Source organism: Pseudomonas delhiensis, assembly GCF_900187975.1.
Taxonomy (GTDB): Bacteria; Pseudomonadota; Gammaproteobacteria; order Pseudomonadales; family Pseudomonadaceae; genus Pseudomonas; species Pseudomonas delhiensis.
This window is the reverse complement of record NZ_FZPC01000007.1, coordinates 48,901-63,809: the sequence shown is the minus strand read 5'-3', so window position 1 is coordinate 63,809 and position 14,909 is coordinate 48,901. Positions and strand designations below refer to the sequence as shown.

Genomic DNA, 14,909 nt, shown 5'->3' with positions numbered 1-14,909 from the left:
ACTCATCCTTCGCGCTGCCACAGCGCGTAATGCACGTTCCCCGCCTGCTTCTCCCGGTGCAGCCGCCAGTTGGCCGGCAGGCCGAGGCTGGAGGGCAGGCTTTCGCTCTCGGTGTAGACCCAGGCGTCGGGGGCCAGCCAGCCGTTTTCCTCCAGCAGGCGGCAGGCGTTCTGCAGCAGGTCCTGGTGGAAGGGCGGGTCGAGGAATACCAGGTCCACCGGCCCGGGGGCCGGCTTGGCCAGGTAGGCGAGGGCGTCCTGCAGCTGCACTTCGCCGTTCTCGCACTTCAGCGTGGCCAGGTGGCCGCGCAGGGCGGCCACGGCTTCGCGGTTCAGGTCCAGGGCGGTGCCGCGGCTGGCGCCGCGGGACAGGGCTTCGAGGAAGAGCGCGCCGCTGCCGGCGAAGGGGTCGAGCACGCGGGCGCCGGGCACGTAGGCGGCCAGCCAGTTGAACAGCGTCTCGCGCACCCGGTCGGGGGTCGGGCGCAGGCCCGGGCCCTCGGGGAAGGCGAAGCGGCGGCTGCGCCATTCCCCGCCGATGATGCGCAGCTGGCCCTGCCCGCCGTGCTGGCGGGCGGCCTGGGCGGGGGCCTTGGGTCGTCTGTTCATCAATGCTCCGGAACGCCGAGGGGCTGTTCGGCCGGTTTGTCGGTGGGCGGCGGCAGCGGTTTCTGCGGCACGGTCGGGCCGGCGGTGACGACGACGAAGGCGTCCGGGTCGACGTGGCGCTGCATGGCCGCCTTGACCTTGTCCACGTCCAGCGCCTGGACCTGGGCCAGGAAGGTCTCCAGGTAGTCCGAGGGCAGGCCGTAGAAGCCGATGGCGCCGAGCTGGCCGACGATGTCGGCATTGCTCGCGGTGGACAGCGGGAAGCTGCCGGCCAGCTCGCGCTTGGCGTCGTCCAGTTCCTTCTGCGTCGGGCCGTTCTTCACGTAGTCGCGGACTATGTCCTGGACCAGCCTGAGGGTGCCCTCGCTCAGCTCGGCGCGGGTCTGCAGGCCGATGGTGAAGGGGCCGCGCGCCTGCATGCCGGTGAAGCCGGAGGACACGCCGTAGGTCAGCCCGCGCTTCTCGCGCACCTGGTCCATCAGGCGGGTGCCGAAGCCGCCGCCGCCGAGGATCTGGTTGCCCAGGTAGAGCGCCGGGTAGTCCGGGTCGTTGCGGGTGATGCCGAGCTGGGCCAGCAGCAGGTGGGTCTGCTTGGAGGGGAACTCGATGTGGCTGGGGCCCGGCTTGGGCACGGCCGGCTGAGCCACCGGCGGCAGCGCCGGGCCCTTGGGCAGCGAGGCGGAGACCTTGGCGGCGATGGCCTCGGCCTCGGCGCGGCTGAGGTCGCCGACCAGCGCGATCACCGTGTTGCCGGCGGCGTAGCCCTTCTGGTGGAAGGCGCGCAGCTGGGCGACGCCGATCTTCGGCACCGACTGCTCGTTGCCGTCGCTGGAGTGGGCGTAGGGGTGGTCGCCGTAGAGGCGCTTGAACAGTTCCAGGCCGGCCAGCTTGCCGGGGTTCTGCTTCTGGTACTCGAAGCCGGCCAGCACCTGGTTCTTGATGCGCGCCAGGGCTTCCTCGGGGAAGGTCGGCTGGCCCACCACCTGGTCGAACAGGGCGACGGCGGCTTCGCGCTTGTCCTTCTCGCTCAGGCTGCGCAGGCCGGCCACCGCCATGTCGCGGTAGGAGCCGTTCATGAAGTCGGCGCCCAGGTCCTCGAAGCCAGCGGCGATGGCGCTGGTGTCCTTGCCCGGCACGCCTTCGTTGAGCATGGCGTTGGTGAGCATGGCCAGGCCGGGGGCGTCGCCGTCCTGGCTGCTGCCGGCGGCGAAGGTCAGGCGCAGGTCGAACATCGGCAGCTCGTGGGCCTCGACGAAGAGCACGCGGGCGCCTTCGGCGGTGGTCCAGCGCTGGATGTCCAGCTGGCGGTGGCCGGGTTTCTTGCCGGCGGCCTCGGCCAGCGACTGCAGGCCGCTGGGCGTTGCGGCGGCCGGCGCCTGCGGGGTTGGGTTGCTGCCGCCGGCGGGGCGGCTGACGCAGAACGCCAGGCCGGCGACCAGCAGCAGGACGACCAGGCCGAGCAGGCCGTAGCGCAGGCCGTTTCGTTCACTCATGGGTCGGCTCCTTGTCGGTATCGGCTTGCGGCAGCACCTGGGCGAGGGTCAGGCGCGAACGGACGAAATAGGTGCGGGCGGCCTTCCGGATGTCTTCGGCGGTGACCTGGCGGATGGCCTCCAGGTCCTGGTCGGCGAGGCGCCAGGACAGGCCGACGCTCTCCAGCTGGCCGATGCCGCTGGCCTGGGCGGCGATGGAGTCGCGCTCGAAGACCAGCCCGGCGATCAGCTGGGCGCGTACGCGCTCCAGTTCTTCCTGGCTGGGCGGGGTGGTCTTGAGCTCGTCGAGCTGCTGCCAGAGGGCCTTCTCCACCTGCTCCAGGGTCTTGCCCTTCTGCACGTTGGGGGTGGCGCTCAGGGTGAACAGGGTGTCGCCGCGGGCGAAGGCGTCGTAGGCGGCGGAGGCGCCGGCCACCAGTTCCTGGCCGCGCTCCAGGCGCGAGGACAGGCGGGCGCTGTAGCCGCCGTCGAGCAGCGCGGAGATCAGCCGCAGGGCGTGCACCTCGCGCGGGTTCTCGCTGCTGCCCAGGCTGGGCACGTTGAAGCCCATGATCAGGCTGGGCAGTTGGGTGCGCACCTGGAGGGTCAGCCGGCGCTCGCCCGGGTCGGGCACTTCCAGCGGCTTGCGCGCCGGCGGCAGTTCGCGCCGCGGGATGTCGCCGAACCAGCGCTGGGCCAGGGCCCTGACCTCCTCGGGCTGGACGTCGCCGACCACCACCAGGGTGGCGTTGTTCGGCGCGTACCAGGCCTTGTACCAGGCGCGCAGGTCGTCGATGGTCATGCGCTGCAGGTCGGCCATCCAGCCGATGGTCGGCGAGTGGTAGCCGCTGGACAGGTAGGCCGCCGCCTTGAAGCGCTCGTAGGCCAGGGCGTAGGGCTTGTCCTCGGTGCGCAGGCGGCGTTCTTCCTTGATCACCTCGATCTCGCTCTTGAACTGGTCGGCCGGCAGCGTCAGGTGCGCCATGCGGTCGGCCTCCAGCTCGAAGGCCACCGGCAGGCGGTCCTTGGCCAGCACCTGGTAGTAGGCGGTGTAGTCGTCGGTGGTGAAGGCGTTCTCCTCGGCGCCGAGGTCGCGCAGGATGCGCGAGGCCTCGCCCGGGCCCATCTTGCTGCTGCCCTTGAACATCATGTGCTCCAGGGCGTGGGACAGGCCGGTGAGGCCGGGCGTCTCGTAGCTGGAGCCGACCTTGTACCAGAGCTGGGAGACCACCACGGGGGCGCGGTGGTCTTCGCGAACTACCAGCTTGAGCCCGTTGTCCAGTACGTATTCGTGGGTCGGCTGGGGTTCGGCGGCGAGGGCGAACAGCGGCAGGCAGAGCACGCCCCAGAGCAGGCCGAGCGTGCGGCGTGGAGGGTTTTTCATGGTCGAACGGATCCTTGCTGGTGGCCCGTTGGGTGGCGGGATGACTGTCGGGCAGCCGCCTAACCCCGGCAGGCGAGGAGATGCTAGGATACCCATCCGTTTTCCGGGCGGCCACGTCCCGTGCCGCTCCCTTGAGATGCAAGCCATTCATGTTTGGTTCCAACGACGACAAGAAGGCCCCGCAGGGCGGGGACAAGAAAGGCCTGTTCAGCTGGTTCCGCAAGAAACCCCAGGCCGAAGAAACCGTAGCGCCAGCCTCCGAAGCCGAGGCGGCCCCCGCGCAGCCGGCGGAAAGCCCGGCGGCGCAGGCTGAGCCGGCCGCACCGGCCCCGGCGGCCGAAGCACCCCGGCCGGCGCCCGTCGACGAGCTGCGCACGCCGCTGCCCGTGGCCCCCGCCGAACCGCTGGCGCCAGCCCCACAGGCCGAAAGCCTGCCCGCCGAGCCGCTGGAGCCGATCCGCCCGGCCGAGCCGCAGGTCGCCAGCGAACCGCAGCCCCCGGTCGAGGCGGTAGCACCCGTTGCCCCCGCCGCGCCCGTGGTCGAGCCTGCCCCGGCTCCGGTCGCGGAACAGCCGCCGGCCGCCGCGCCCGCGCCCGTCGCCGTCGAGAAGCCCGCCGCGGCCGAACCGGCCAAGCTGGGCTTCTTCGCCCGCCTCAAGCAGGGCCTGTCGAAGACCAGCGCCAGCCTCGGCGAGGGCATGGCCAGCCTGTTCCTGGGCAAGAAGGCCATCGACGACGACCTGCTCGACGAGATCGAGACGCGCCTGCTGACCGCCGACGTCGGCGTCGAGGCCACCACCGCCATCGTGCAGAACCTGACCCGCCGAGTGGCGCGCAAGGAGCTGGCCGACAGCGAGGCGCTGTACAAGGCCCTGCAGGAAGAACTGGCCGGCCTGCTGCGCCCGGTGGAGCAGCCGCTGGCCATCGAGGCTGGCAAGCAGCCCTACGTGATCCTCGTGGTCGGGGTGAACGGCGTGGGCAAGACCACCACCATCGGCAAGCTGGCGAAGAAGCTGCAGATGGACGGCAAGAAGGTCATGCTGGCCGCCGGCGACACCTTCCGCGCCGCCGCGGTGGAGCAACTGCAGGTGTGGGGCGAGCGCAACAACATCGCGGTGATCGCCCAGCACACCGGCGCCGACTCGGCCTCGGTGATCTTCGACGCCGTGCAGGCCGCCAAGGCCCGTGGCGTCGACGTGCTGATCGCCGACACCGCCGGGCGCCTGCACACCAAGGACAACCTGATGGAAGAGCTGAAGAAGGTGCGCCGGGTCATTGGCAAGCTGGACGACACGGCTCCCCACGAGGTGCTGCTGGTGCTCGACGCCGGCACCGGGCAGAACGCCATCAACCAGGCCAGGCAGTTCAACAACGCCGTGGAACTCACCGGCCTGGCCCTGACCAAACTGGACGGCACCGCCAAGGGCGGGGTGATCTTCGCCCTGGCCAAGCAGTTCGGCCTGCCGATCCGCTACATCGGCGTCGGCGAAGGGATCGACGATCTGCGCACCTTCGAGGCCGACGCTTTCGTCCGCGCATTGTTCGAGACCCGGGAGACCGCATGATCCGCTTCGAGCAGGTCGGCAAACGCTATCCCAACGGCCACGTCGGCCTGCATGACGCCTCGTTCCGCATCCACCGCGGCGAGATCCTCTTCGTCACCGGCCACTCCGGCGCCGGCAAGAGCACCCTGCTGCGGCTGATCCTGGCGATGGAGCGGCCGACCTCCGGCAAGCTGCTGCTCGGCGGCCAGGACCTGGCGCGCATCACCACCGCGCAGATTCCCTTCCTGCGCCGGCAGATCGGCGTGGTGTTCCAGAACCACCAGTTGCTCAACGACCGCACGGTGTTCGACAACGTCGCCCTGCCGCTGCAGATCCTCGGCCTGCCCAAGGCGGAGATCGCCCAGCGGGTGGAGGCGGCGCTGGACCGCGTGAGCCTCAAGGAGAAGGCCGAGGACCTGCCGTCCGACCTCTCCACCGGCCAGCAGCAGCGCGTCGGCATCGCCCGCGCGGTGGTGCACCGCCCGGCCCTGCTGCTCGCCGACGAACCCACCGGCAACCTCGACCCGCGCCTGGCCTCGGAGATCATGGGCGTGTTCGAGGATATCAACCGCCTCGGCACCACCGTGCTGATCGCCAGCCACGACCTGGCGCTGATCGCGCGCATGCGCCATCGCATGATCACCCTGCAGCGCGGGCGGATCATCGCGGACCGCGAGGAGGAGGCCTGATGAACGACCAGCAACTGCCGCACGCCCCGGAAGAGGGCACGCAGCCGAAGAAGAGCCGCGAGCGCGTGGAGAAGGAATCCACCGACTGGGGCCAGCTGTTCAGCGCCTATGGCGAAAGCCACCGCGCCAGCCTGGTGGACAGCCTCAAGCGCCTGTTCGGCCACCCTTTCGGCAGCTTCTTCACCTGCCTGGTGATGGGCATCACCCTGAGCCTGCCCATGGGCCTGTCGCTGCTGCTGGGCAACGTCGAGCGCCTGGGCGGCTCCTGGCAGCGCGCGGCGCAGATTTCCCTGTACCTGGACCTGAAGACCAGCGAGAACCAGGGCCAGGACCTGCGCGAACAGATCGAGCGCATGCCCGACGTGATCGAGGCGCAGCTGATCAGCCGCGAGGACGCGCTGAAAGAGCTGCAGGAACAGTCCGGCCTGGGCGAGGCGCTCAAGGAGCTGCCGGAGAACCCGCTGCCGGCGGTGATCTCGGTGACGCCCAAGCAGGTCGACCGCAACCAGCTCGATGCGCTACGTCAACGCCTGGCCGAGCTGCCCGGGGTACAACAGGCCCAACTGGACCTGGTGTGGGTCGAGCGGCTGTCGGCCATCCTCAAGCTGGGCGACCGTTTCGTCTTCGGCCTGACCGTGGTGCTGGTGCTGACCCTGCTGCTGGTGATCGGCAATACCATCCGCCTGCACATCGAAAACCGCCGTAACGAAATCGAGGTGATCAAGCTGGTCGGCGGGACCGACGGCTACGTGCGTCGGCCCTTCCTTTATATGGGCGCGCTCTACGGCCTGGGCGCCGGCATCCTGTCCTGGGCCCTGCTGGAGTTCGGCCTGAACTGGCTGAACGCCTCGGTGGTCAACCTGGCCGGCCTCTACGGCAGCGATTTCGCCCTGGCCGGGGTGCCCTTGAACGACGGACTGTCGCTGACCATAGGCGCGGTGCTGCTGGGCTGGATCGGCGCCTGGCTGGCCGTGGCGCGGCACCTGCGGGAGCTGGCGCCGCGCTGACAACCGACTGATTTCCCCTGTTTTCTTCATGGCTGTAAAGGAACTTTTACACCCGCTTGCAGTCAGATCGCCCAGTGCTACACTGCGCGAGTTTCGTGAATCGGAGGATTCGCATGACCACTTCCCTGCAACCTGTCTATGCCCTGGCTCCCGGTGCGAACCTGGAAGCCTACGTGCACTCGGTGAACAGCATCCCGCTGTTGACGCCGGAGCAGGAGCGCGAACTGGCCGAACGCCTCTTCTATGAGCAAGATCTGGAAGCGGCACGGCAAATGGTGCTGGCGCACCTGCGCTTCGTCGTGCACATCGCCCGGAGTTATTCCGGGTACGGCCTGGCCCAGGCCGATCTGATCCAGGAGGGCAACGTCGGCCTGATGAAGGCCGTGAAACGCTTCAACCCGGAAATGGGTGTGCGTCTGGTGTCCTTCGCCGTGCATTGGATCAAGGCGGAAATCCACGAGTTCATCCTGCGCAACTGGCGGATCGTCAAGGTCGCCACCACCAAGGCGCAGCGCAAGCTGTTCTTCAACCTGCGCAGCCAGAAGAAACGTCTGGCCTGGCTGAGCAACGACGAAGTCGAACGCGTCGCCGAGAGCCTGGGCGTGGAAGCCCGGGAAGTGCGCGAAATGGAAAGCCGCCTGAGCGGCCAGGACATGGCCTTCGACCCGGCGGCCGACGCCGACGACGAGAGCGCCTACCAGTCCCCGGCGCACTACCTGGAAGACCATCGCTACGACCCGGCACGCCAGCTGGAGGACGCGGACTGGAGCGACAGCTCCACCGCCAGCCTGCACGAGGCGCTGGAAGGCCTGGACGAGCGCAGCCGCGACATCCTCCACCAGCGCTGGCTGGCCGAGGAGAAGGCGACGCTGCACGACCTGGCAGCCAAGTACAACGTGTCCGCCGAGCGCATCCGTCAGCTGGAAAAGAACGCGATGAACAAGCTCAAGGGGCGCATCGAGGCCTAAGCGCCCGCTGCACCGCTAGACTGAAGACCGCACCCCTCGGGGTGCGGTTTTTTTCTGCCCGCGCATGCCCGGAGACCCGATGCCCCGACTACGCCCGGCCCATGGCCTGCTGATCCTCGCCTTCGCCTTGCTGGCCTTCGCCGCCGGGCTCTGGGTGGCGCGCTCCACGACGCCGCTGCCGCCGCCGGCCTGGCTGGAGGACTGGCAACGCGAGGTGTTCGGGCCCCTGGCCGACGGCACCCTCGACCTCGGCCAGTTGCACAGCTGGCAGGACGGCGCGCTGTGGCTGACCCGCGATGAGCAGGGCGCCCAGCTGAGCTACCGCGGTACCCTGGGTACGCCCGACGGCCCCTGGCGGGTGGAGGCCGAGCTGGTGCTGAGCGACGAGGAGCGCGGCAGCCTGCAGAGGGCCACCGGCATGGCGCCGGGAGCGCCCGACCAGCCGCTCAGCGACGGCATGCTGGAGCAACTGCGCCGGCAGGCGGTGGCCTCGGTGCTGCTGGCGCCCAGCCAGGCGCTGAGCGTCGGCCGCCTGGTGGCCAGCTTCGGCCCGCCGCGCCTGCGCCTGCAGACCGACCGCGGCGAGGCCTGGATCTACCCCGAGCGCGGCCTGACGCTGCTGCACCGCAATGGCGAGCTGGTCTGGCTGCAGGTGGTGCCGCGGGAGAGCCTGGCGCACTGAGCGCGGCTCAGCGCAGGCGCTCCAGGTAGTCGGGGCCGCCGAGCTGCCACATCTGCTGGCGGATCCAGGCGGCGCGCTGGCGTACGTAGCCACTGGGGCGCGCGGCGCTCCACTGGCGCGGGTTGGGCAGCACCGCGGCGAGCTGCGCGGCCTGCTGCGCCGACAGGCGGCTGGCGTCGACGCCGAAGTGATGGCGCGCGGCGGCCTGGGCGCCGAACACGCCGTCGTCCCACTCGGCGCTGTTCAGGTAGGCCTCGAGGATGCGCTGCTTCGGCCAGAAGGTCTCCAGCAGCAGCGTGAACCAGGCTTCCAGGCCCTTGCGCAGCCAACTGCGGCCGGGCCAGAGGAACAGGTTCTTGGCGGTCTGCTGGCTGATGGTGCTGGCCCCGCGAATGCTCTTGCCGCGGCCGTTGTGGGCCAGGGCCTGCTCGATGGCCGGCAGGTCGAAGCCGTGGTGCTCGGCGAACTTCTGGTCCTCGCCGGCGATGACCGCCACCTTGAGGTTGCCGGAAATCTCGTCCCAGCTGCGCCAGTCGCGCTGCAGGTCGATGGGCTGGCCGTTGAACCAGGACTGCACCTTGCGCTCGACCATCAGCATGCTGCCCGGCGGCGGCACCCAGCGCAGGACGATGACCACGGCCACGCTGCCCAGGGCGAAATAGACGAGGAACTTGAACAGGCGGCGGAGTAGGTTGCGCATGCTGGGGTTTGCCCGGGCGATAGTGCGCGTCATTATAACGGGCTTGACCCTCCAGGGAGTTTTCCCATGCTGCGTACCTTCCTGCTGTTCGCTGCCTTCTTCGGCTTCACCGGCGTGGCCCTCGGCGCCTTCGCCGCCCATGGCCTGAAGAGCCGGCTGAGCGCCGACTACCTGGCGATCTTCCAGACCGGCGTGCACTACCAGATGCTCCACGCCCTGGCCCTGTTCGGCGTGGCGCTGCTCTCGGCGCACCTGGGCGGGCGCCTGGTGGGCTTCGCCGGCGGGTTCTTCGTCGCCGGCATCCTGATCTTCTCCGGCAGCCTCTACCTGCTGACCCTGACCGCCACCCCGGTGCTCGGCGCCATCACCCCCATCGGCGGCGTCTGCTTCCTCGCCGGCTGGCTGTGCCTGGGCCTGGCGGCCTGGAGGCTGACGGGCTGACCCGGACGTCAGAATCGCCGGCCGATGGCCCGCTTGCGCCTTGGTCATCGCCGGCTCTCGGGCTAGAATGCCCACCCCTCCAATCGCGACGGTGCTGCCCATGCATATCCAGTTGAACGGCGAACCCTACGAGCTGCCCGACGGCCAGAGCGTGGCCCACCTGCTCGAGCGCCTGGAACTGGGCGGGCGCCGCGTCGCGGTCGAACTGAACCTGGACATAGTGCCGCGCAGCCAGCACGCCGCCACCGCCCTCCGCGAGGGTGACCAGGTGGAAGTGGTGCAGGCCATCGGCGGCGGCTAGGCCGCCGTCCACCGAATTCAGGCCCCGCCCCACCCGCTTTTGCTGAGGAAAGATCCGATGAGCCAAGCCTCTTCCACCCTGCCGGCCGACAAGCCTTTCACCCTCGCCGGGCGCACCTATGAATCGCGCCTGCTGGTGGGCACCGGCAAGTACAAGGATCTCGACGAGACGCGCCGCGCCATCGAGGCCTCCGGCGCGCAGATCGTCACCGTGGCGGTGCGCCGCACCAACATCGGCCAGAACCCCGGCGAGCCGAACCTGCTCGACGTGATTCCGCCGGACCGCTACACCATCCTGCCGAACACCGCCGGCTGCTACGACGCCGTGGAAGCGGTGCGCACCTGCCGCCTGGCCCGCGAGCTGCTGGACGGCCACAACCTGGTGAAGCTGGAAGTGCTGGCCGACCAGAAGACCCTGTTCCCCAACGTCGTGGAAACCCTCAAGGCCGCCGAAGTGCTGGTCAAGGACGGCTTCGACGTGATGGTGTACACCAGCGACGACCCGATCATCGCCCGCCATCTGGCCGAGATCGGCTGCATCGCGGTGATGCCGCTGGCCGGCCTGATCGGCTCCGGCCTGGGCATCTGTAACCCCTACAACCTGCGCATCATCCTCGAGGAAGCCAGCGTTCCGGTGCTGGTGGACGCCGGCGTGGGCACCGCCTCCGACGCCACCATCGCCATGGAGCTGGGCTGCGAGGCGGTGCTGATGAACACCGCCATCGCCCACGCGCAGCAGCCGGTGATGATGGCCGAAGCCATGAAGCACGCCATCGTCGCCGGTCGCCTGGCCTACCTGGCCGGGCGCATGCCGCGCAAACTGTACGCCAGCGCCTCCTCGCCGATGAGCGGCCTGATCGGCTGATCCCGGCGCGGCGCCCCGAGCGGGCCGGCCCGTCGTCACTTTCACTGCCCCGTTTTTTCCAAGGTCCGAACATGAGCGATACCCAGCAGCCCCAGGCCGAGCAGGCCACCGACCGGCCGATGCGCACCATCAAGAGCTTCGTGATGCGCGCCGGGCGCATGACTGAAGGCCAGCAGCGCGGCCTCGACCAGGGCTGGCCGCGCTTCGGCCTGGAGCTGACCGACGGCCTGCGCGACTTCGACCAGGTGTTCGGGCGCAAGGCCCCGCGCACCTTCGAGATCGGCTTCGGCATGGGCCACGCCACCCTGGAGATGGCCGCCGCGGCGCCGGACCAGGACTTCATCGGCGTCGAAGTGCACCGCCCGGGCGTGGGCGCGCTGCTCAACGGCATGCTGACGCAGGACCTGAGCAACATCCGCGTCTACAGCTGCGACGCCCTGGAAGTGCTGCGCGACTGCGTGGCCGACGCCAGCCTCGACCGCGTGCTGCTGTTCTTCCCCGACCCCTGGCACAAGGCGCGCCACCACAAGCGCCGCATCGTCCAGCCGGCCTGGGCGGAGCTGGTGCGCAGCAAGCTGAAGGTCGGCGGCATCCTGCACATGGCCACCGACTGGGAACAGTACGCCGAGCACATGCTGGAAGTGATGAACGCCGCGCCCGGCTACCGCAACCTGTCCCCGGACAACACCTACGTGCCGCGCCCGGAAGAGCGCCCGGTGACCAAGTTCGAGCGCCGCGGCGAACGCCTGGGCCATGGCGTCTGGGACCTGAAGTTCCAGCGCGTCGACTGAGCCGCCGAAACCTCCTGCACGCTGTAGGAGCGGGCCCTGCCCGCGATTTCGCGCGCAGGGCGCGCTCCTACAGGGGAATGGCGTGCGTGGCGCGGTGTAGGAGCGGATCTCATCCGCGAACCGCGCCGGAATCTCCGGCCATCGCGGACAAGGTCCGCTCCTACGGGCGGGAGGTGTGCGTAGGGCGCATAACCGTTCGCGGTTATCCGCCGTTGGCCCTGAGCCGCCGAAACGTCCTGCACGCTGTAGGAGCGGGCCCTGCCCGCGATCGCGCGCAGGGCGCGCTCCTACAGGGGAATGGCGTGCGTGGCGCGGTGTAGGAGCGGATCTCATCCGCGAACCGCGCCGGAATCTCCGGCCATCGCGGACAAGGTCCGCTCCTACGGGCGGGAGGTGTGCGTAGGGCGCATAACCGTTCGCGGTTATCCGCCGTTGGCCCTGAGCCGCCGAAACGTCCTGCACGCTGTAGGAGCGGGCCCTGCCCGCGATCGCGCGCAGGGCGCGCTCCTACAGGGGAATGGCGTGCGTGGCGCGGTGTAGGAGCGGATCTCATCCGCGAACCGCGCCGGAATCTCCGGCCATCGCGGACAAGGTCCGCTCCGGGCGGGAGGTGTGCGTAGGGCGCATAACCGTTCGCGGTTATCCGCCGCTGGCCCTGGCGCGAAGGTCGACGGCGGATAACGCCTGGGGCGTTATGCGCCCTACGGCTTGCCGCTCGCGCTCAGTCGATCAACTCGGCGCCGACCACGGTGATGTCCGGCAGGCTCAGCGGCGCCGGGGTGATCTGCAGGTACTTGATGCTGCTGCGCGGGATCAGCAGCAGGTCGCCATCCACCTCGATGCTCAGGCAGGGTGACTCCAGTTGCTTGCGGATGCCCTGCGCCACCTCCACCGGGTCCTCGCTCTGCTGCGGGAAGCGCAGCGCCAGGCGCTGGCCGTCGACGAAGTGCAGGTACAGGTGCTTGATCGGTTTCATGGCGTTTCCCCAGCTGCGCGTTGGCTACTGGGGAAACACTAGCAGGCCCGTCAGCTGCGGTCGGCGATCATGCCGATGATGAAGAACAGCAACAGCAGCACCGGCGCCAGGGTGTAGTTGTTGAAGTAGTTCAGGCCGTGCGCCACCCAGGGGGTGACGAAGACCATGGCCAGGCCGTAGCCCACGGCGCAGATGAGCACGAACAGCAGGGTGCGGAAGACGAAGTTCAGGCTGCCGATGCGCTGCTGCACCCAGGCGTTGATCGCCGGGCCGAACAGCACCAGCAGGGTGGCCATGATCGCCAGGGCGATATCGGACAGATGGCTGCGGCTCCAGCGGGAGGCGCTGGCGATCAGGTCGAGGGCGAAGTCCATGCAGGCTCCTTGGTCGGGGGCGGTCGACGGGGGAGTTTACCCGAGCGACGGGTGGGTGGTTCAGCCGCCAGGCGTTTTTCGCAGCAGCAGCTGCAATGTCTTCCAGGCCAGTTTCTTCTCGCGGAACATCAGAAGCTGCTTGATCAGGCGAAGTGGCAGGTGGCGCCGGTAACTGGCGAAGAGCTCGGTGCGGTACTGGCTGTAGTAGCGGTACTCCGACTCGTAGATGCTTTCGTAGCGGGCCCGGGAAACCTGGTTGCGGTTGCTGATCGAGAGGTTCTGCCGGACCCGGGCGGCCATGACGTAGACCTGCTGGCCGTCGGACAGTGCGTGGTGGAAGGCCCAGTGGTCCAGGTAGTCCAGCGGGAAGTCGGGGTTGAAGCCGCCGATCCGGGCCAGCCAGGCCGTGCGCCAGCAGGCGCCGGAGTTGATCGCGGTCACCTGGTGCCTGCGATAGCCGGCCTCGATGCCTTCCGCGCTGGCGCGCACGCGGCTGTTGTCCATGGGCGAGACCTGGCGCTGGCCATCGCTGACTTGCGGCACCAGGCAGACGCAATCGGCGGCCAGGCCGTCGGCCCGCTCCGTCAGCTCCCGGAAGTACGCCTCCGGCAGCCGGGTGTCCTGGTCGAGCAGCAGCAGCCAGTCGTGGCCTTGCTCGCAGGCATCGCGCAGCGCCAGGTTGTAGGCGGCGGCGAGGCCCGGGTTGCTGGGATCGTGCCTGTAGTTCACGGCGATGGGGTATTCGCCGGGCGGCAGCGCCTGGGGCGTGGGGCTGTTGTCGTGGATGACCAGGCTGAAGTCATGGGCGGCCAGCAGGGCCTGGTTCTGCAGAAGGCTGCGGAAGCTCTGCGAATCGCTGAGCTTTTCCTTGTAGATCACCAGGACGATGGTCGCTCGCATGCCGCGCGCTGGCCTCAGGGCAGGAACTGCTGCAGCAGGTCGTTGAGGAACAGTTGGCCGCGCTCGGTCGGCCGCAGGCGCTCGTCGTCCTCGGCCAGCAGGCCCTGGGCGCGGGCTTCGCGGCAGGCTTCGGCGATGGCTTGCAGGGGCAGGCCGGTGCGTTGCTCGAACAGCTCCACCGGGACGCCGTCCACCAGGCGCAGGGCGTTCATCATGAACTCGAAGGGCAGGTCGGCCGCCACCAGTTCGCGCTCGCCGGCCTGGAAGGCCTTGGCCGGGTTCAGGTAGTCCTTCGGCAGGCGCGTCTTCCAGGTGCGCAGGATGCGGCCCTGCGGGCTGCTCAGCTTGGCGTGGGCGCCGGCGCCCAGGCCGAGGAAGTCGCCGAAGGTCCAGTAGTTGAGGTTGTGCCGGGCGCGCAGGCCGTCGCGGGCGTAGGCCGAGGTCTCGTACTGCCGGTAGCCCGCCTGCGCCAGGCGGGCCTGGCCGGCTTCCTGGATTTCCCACAGGGCGTCGTCTTCCGGCAGTTCCGGCGGCTGGCTCCAGAACACCGTGTTCGGCTCCATGGTCAGCTGGTACCAGGACAGGTGCGTCGGGGCCAGGGCGATGGCCTGCTCCAGGTCGGCCAGGGCGTCGGCCACGCTCTGCTGCGGCAGGCCGTGCATCAGGTCCAGGTTGAAGTTGTCGAAGCCGGCGCGGCGCGCCATGTCCGCCGCGCGCACGGCCTCGCCGCCGTCGTGGATGCGGCCCAGGGCCTTGAGCTTGTCGGCCTGGAAGCTCTGCACGCCGATGGACAGGCGGTTGATGCCCAGGGCCCGGTAGCCGGCGAACTTGGCCTGCTCGAAGGTGCCGGGGTTGGCTTCCAGGGTGATCTCGATGCCTGGCTCGAAACCGACTTCGCGCTCCAGGCCTTCGAGGATGCGGTCCAGGGCCTGGGCGGAGAACAGGCTGGGGGTGCCGCCGCCGAAGAAGATCGAGGTCAGCTTGCGCCCGTGGACGTGCCGCCGGTCAGCCGCCAGGTCGGCCAGCAGCGCCTGGACGTAGGCGTCCTCGGGTAGCTCCGGGCCGGCGGCGTGGGAGTTGAAGTCGCAGTACGGGCATTTGCGCACGCACCAGGGGATATGGACATAAGCCGCCAGGGGCGGCAGCTGAAAGCGGCGAGCTTCAAGCTGCAAGCTGTCCATGCTTTCACTTGTCGCTTGCGGCTTGTG

At 69.3% G+C, this 14,909-nt stretch carries 17 protein-coding genes; 9 read left to right on the top strand and 8 right to left on the bottom strand.

Annotated elements, in window-relative coordinates; genetic code table 11:
* Positions 1-2: 2 nt before the first annotated feature.
* The 3 genes from rsmD to CHC02_RS08090 are packed head-to-tail and all read right to left on the bottom strand — an operon-like array spanning position 3 to position 3,464.
* Positions 3-608: a 16S rRNA (guanine(966)-N(2))-methyltransferase RsmD gene (rsmD, locus tag CHC02_RS08100; RefSeq protein ID WP_089390973.1), complete on the bottom strand. Its 606-nt coding sequence runs from the start codon at positions 606-608 to the stop codon at positions 3-5.
* Positions 608-2,101 carry a M16 family metallopeptidase gene (locus CHC02_RS08095; RefSeq protein WP_089390972.1) on the bottom strand — a complete coding sequence of 498 codons (1,494 nt, stop codon included), beginning with the start codon at positions 2,099-2,101 and terminating at the stop codon, positions 608-610. The genes rsmD and CHC02_RS08095 overlap by 1 nt, the downstream gene beginning before the upstream one ends.
* Entirely contained in the window at positions 2,094-3,464 is a 1,371-nt protein-coding gene (locus tag CHC02_RS08090) for a M16 family metallopeptidase (RefSeq protein ID WP_089390971.1), read from the bottom strand. Before CHC02_RS08090 ends, CHC02_RS08095 begins: the two co-directional genes overlap by 8 nt.
* Positions 3,465-3,613: 149 nt before the next feature.
* Between CHC02_RS08090 and ftsY the strand changes: the two genes are divergently transcribed.
* The 5 genes from ftsY (at position 3,614) to CHC02_RS08065 (ending at position 8,354) form a co-directional block, all read left to right on the top strand.
* Entirely contained in the window at positions 3,614-5,029 is a 1,416-nt protein-coding gene (gene ftsY / locus CHC02_RS08085) for a signal recognition particle-docking protein FtsY (RefSeq protein WP_089390970.1), read from the top strand.
* Positions 5,026-5,697, top strand: coding sequence for a cell division ATP-binding protein FtsE (ftsE, locus tag CHC02_RS08080; RefSeq protein WP_009615202.1), 672 nt, complete (start codon positions 5,026-5,028; stop codon positions 5,695-5,697). Before ftsY ends, ftsE begins: the two co-directional genes overlap by 4 nt.
* Positions 5,697-6,704 (top strand): permease-like cell division protein FtsX, encoded by a 1,008-nt coding sequence (ftsX, locus tag CHC02_RS08075; protein ID WP_089390969.1) that lies wholly within the window; start codon positions 5,697-5,699, stop codon positions 6,702-6,704. The genes ftsE and ftsX overlap by 1 nt, the downstream gene beginning before the upstream one ends.
* Before the next feature lie 113 nt (positions 6,705-6,817).
* Positions 6,818-7,672, top strand: coding sequence for an RNA polymerase sigma factor RpoH (gene rpoH, locus CHC02_RS08070; RefSeq protein ID WP_089390968.1), 855 nt, complete (start codon positions 6,818-6,820; stop codon positions 7,670-7,672).
* Between the two features lie 79 nt (positions 7,673-7,751).
* A complete protein-coding gene (locus CHC02_RS08065; protein ID WP_089390967.1) occupies positions 7,752-8,354 on the top strand; it encodes a hypothetical protein in 603 nt (200 codons plus the stop codon).
* A gap of 7 nt (positions 8,355-8,361) precedes the next feature.
* Here CHC02_RS08065 and mtgA read toward each other — a convergent pair whose 3' ends face one another.
* On the bottom strand, positions 8,362-9,087 hold the full coding sequence (gene mtgA / locus CHC02_RS08060) for a monofunctional biosynthetic peptidoglycan transglycosylase (RefSeq protein ID WP_089390966.1): 726 nt from the start codon (positions 9,085-9,087) through the stop codon (positions 8,362-8,364).
* Positions 9,088-9,120: 33 nt separating this feature from the next.
* Between mtgA and CHC02_RS08055 the strand changes: the two genes are divergently transcribed.
* The 4 genes from CHC02_RS08055 to trmB all read left to right on the top strand — a co-directional run bounded on the left by CHC02_RS08055 (position 9,121) and on the right by trmB (position 11,451).
* The gene (locus CHC02_RS08055; protein ID WP_089390965.1) at positions 9,121-9,495 is read left to right on the top strand and encodes a DUF423 domain-containing protein; all 375 of its coding nucleotides are present in this window, start codon (positions 9,121-9,123) and stop codon (positions 9,493-9,495) included.
* Positions 9,496-9,595: 100 nt separating this feature from the next.
* Positions 9,596-9,796: a sulfur carrier protein ThiS gene (gene thiS, locus CHC02_RS08050; RefSeq protein WP_089390964.1), complete on the top strand. Its 201-nt coding sequence runs from the start codon at positions 9,596-9,598 to the stop codon at positions 9,794-9,796.
* A 57-nt stretch (positions 9,797-9,853) separates the two neighbouring features.
* Entirely contained in the window at positions 9,854-10,660 is an 807-nt protein-coding gene (locus CHC02_RS08045) for a thiazole synthase (protein ID WP_089390963.1), read from the top strand.
* Positions 10,661-10,779: 119 nt separating this feature from the next.
* Positions 10,780-11,451: a tRNA (guanosine(46)-N7)-methyltransferase TrmB gene (trmB, locus tag CHC02_RS08040; protein ID WP_217900405.1), complete on the top strand. Its 672-nt coding sequence runs from the start codon at positions 10,780-10,782 to the stop codon at positions 11,449-11,451.
* Between the two features lie 721 nt (positions 11,452-12,172).
* Here trmB and CHC02_RS08035 read toward each other — a convergent pair.
* From CHC02_RS08035 to hemW, 4 genes are read right to left on the bottom strand one after another with little or no spacing between them, the layout of a single operon-like run.
* Positions 12,173-12,427 carry a hypothetical protein gene (locus CHC02_RS08035; RefSeq protein ID WP_009615219.1) on the bottom strand — a complete coding sequence of 85 codons (255 nt, stop codon included), beginning with the start codon at positions 12,425-12,427 and terminating at the stop codon, positions 12,173-12,175.
* A 50-nt stretch (positions 12,428-12,477) separates the two neighbouring features.
* Positions 12,478-12,801 carry a DUF3392 domain-containing protein gene (locus CHC02_RS08030; RefSeq protein ID WP_009615221.1) on the bottom strand — a complete coding sequence of 108 codons (324 nt, stop codon included), beginning with the start codon at positions 12,799-12,801 and terminating at the stop codon, positions 12,478-12,480.
* A 60-nt stretch (positions 12,802-12,861) separates the two neighbouring features.
* A complete protein-coding gene (locus tag CHC02_RS08025; protein WP_089390961.1) occupies positions 12,862-13,701 on the bottom strand; it encodes a glycosyltransferase in 840 nt (279 codons plus the stop codon).
* 14 nt (positions 13,702-13,715) lie between these two features.
* Complete coding sequence (gene hemW, locus CHC02_RS08020) at positions 13,716-14,882, bottom strand: radical SAM family heme chaperone HemW (protein WP_089390960.1); 1,167 nt, start codon at positions 14,880-14,882, stop codon at positions 13,716-13,718.
* Positions 14,883-14,909: the final 27 nt, after the last annotated feature.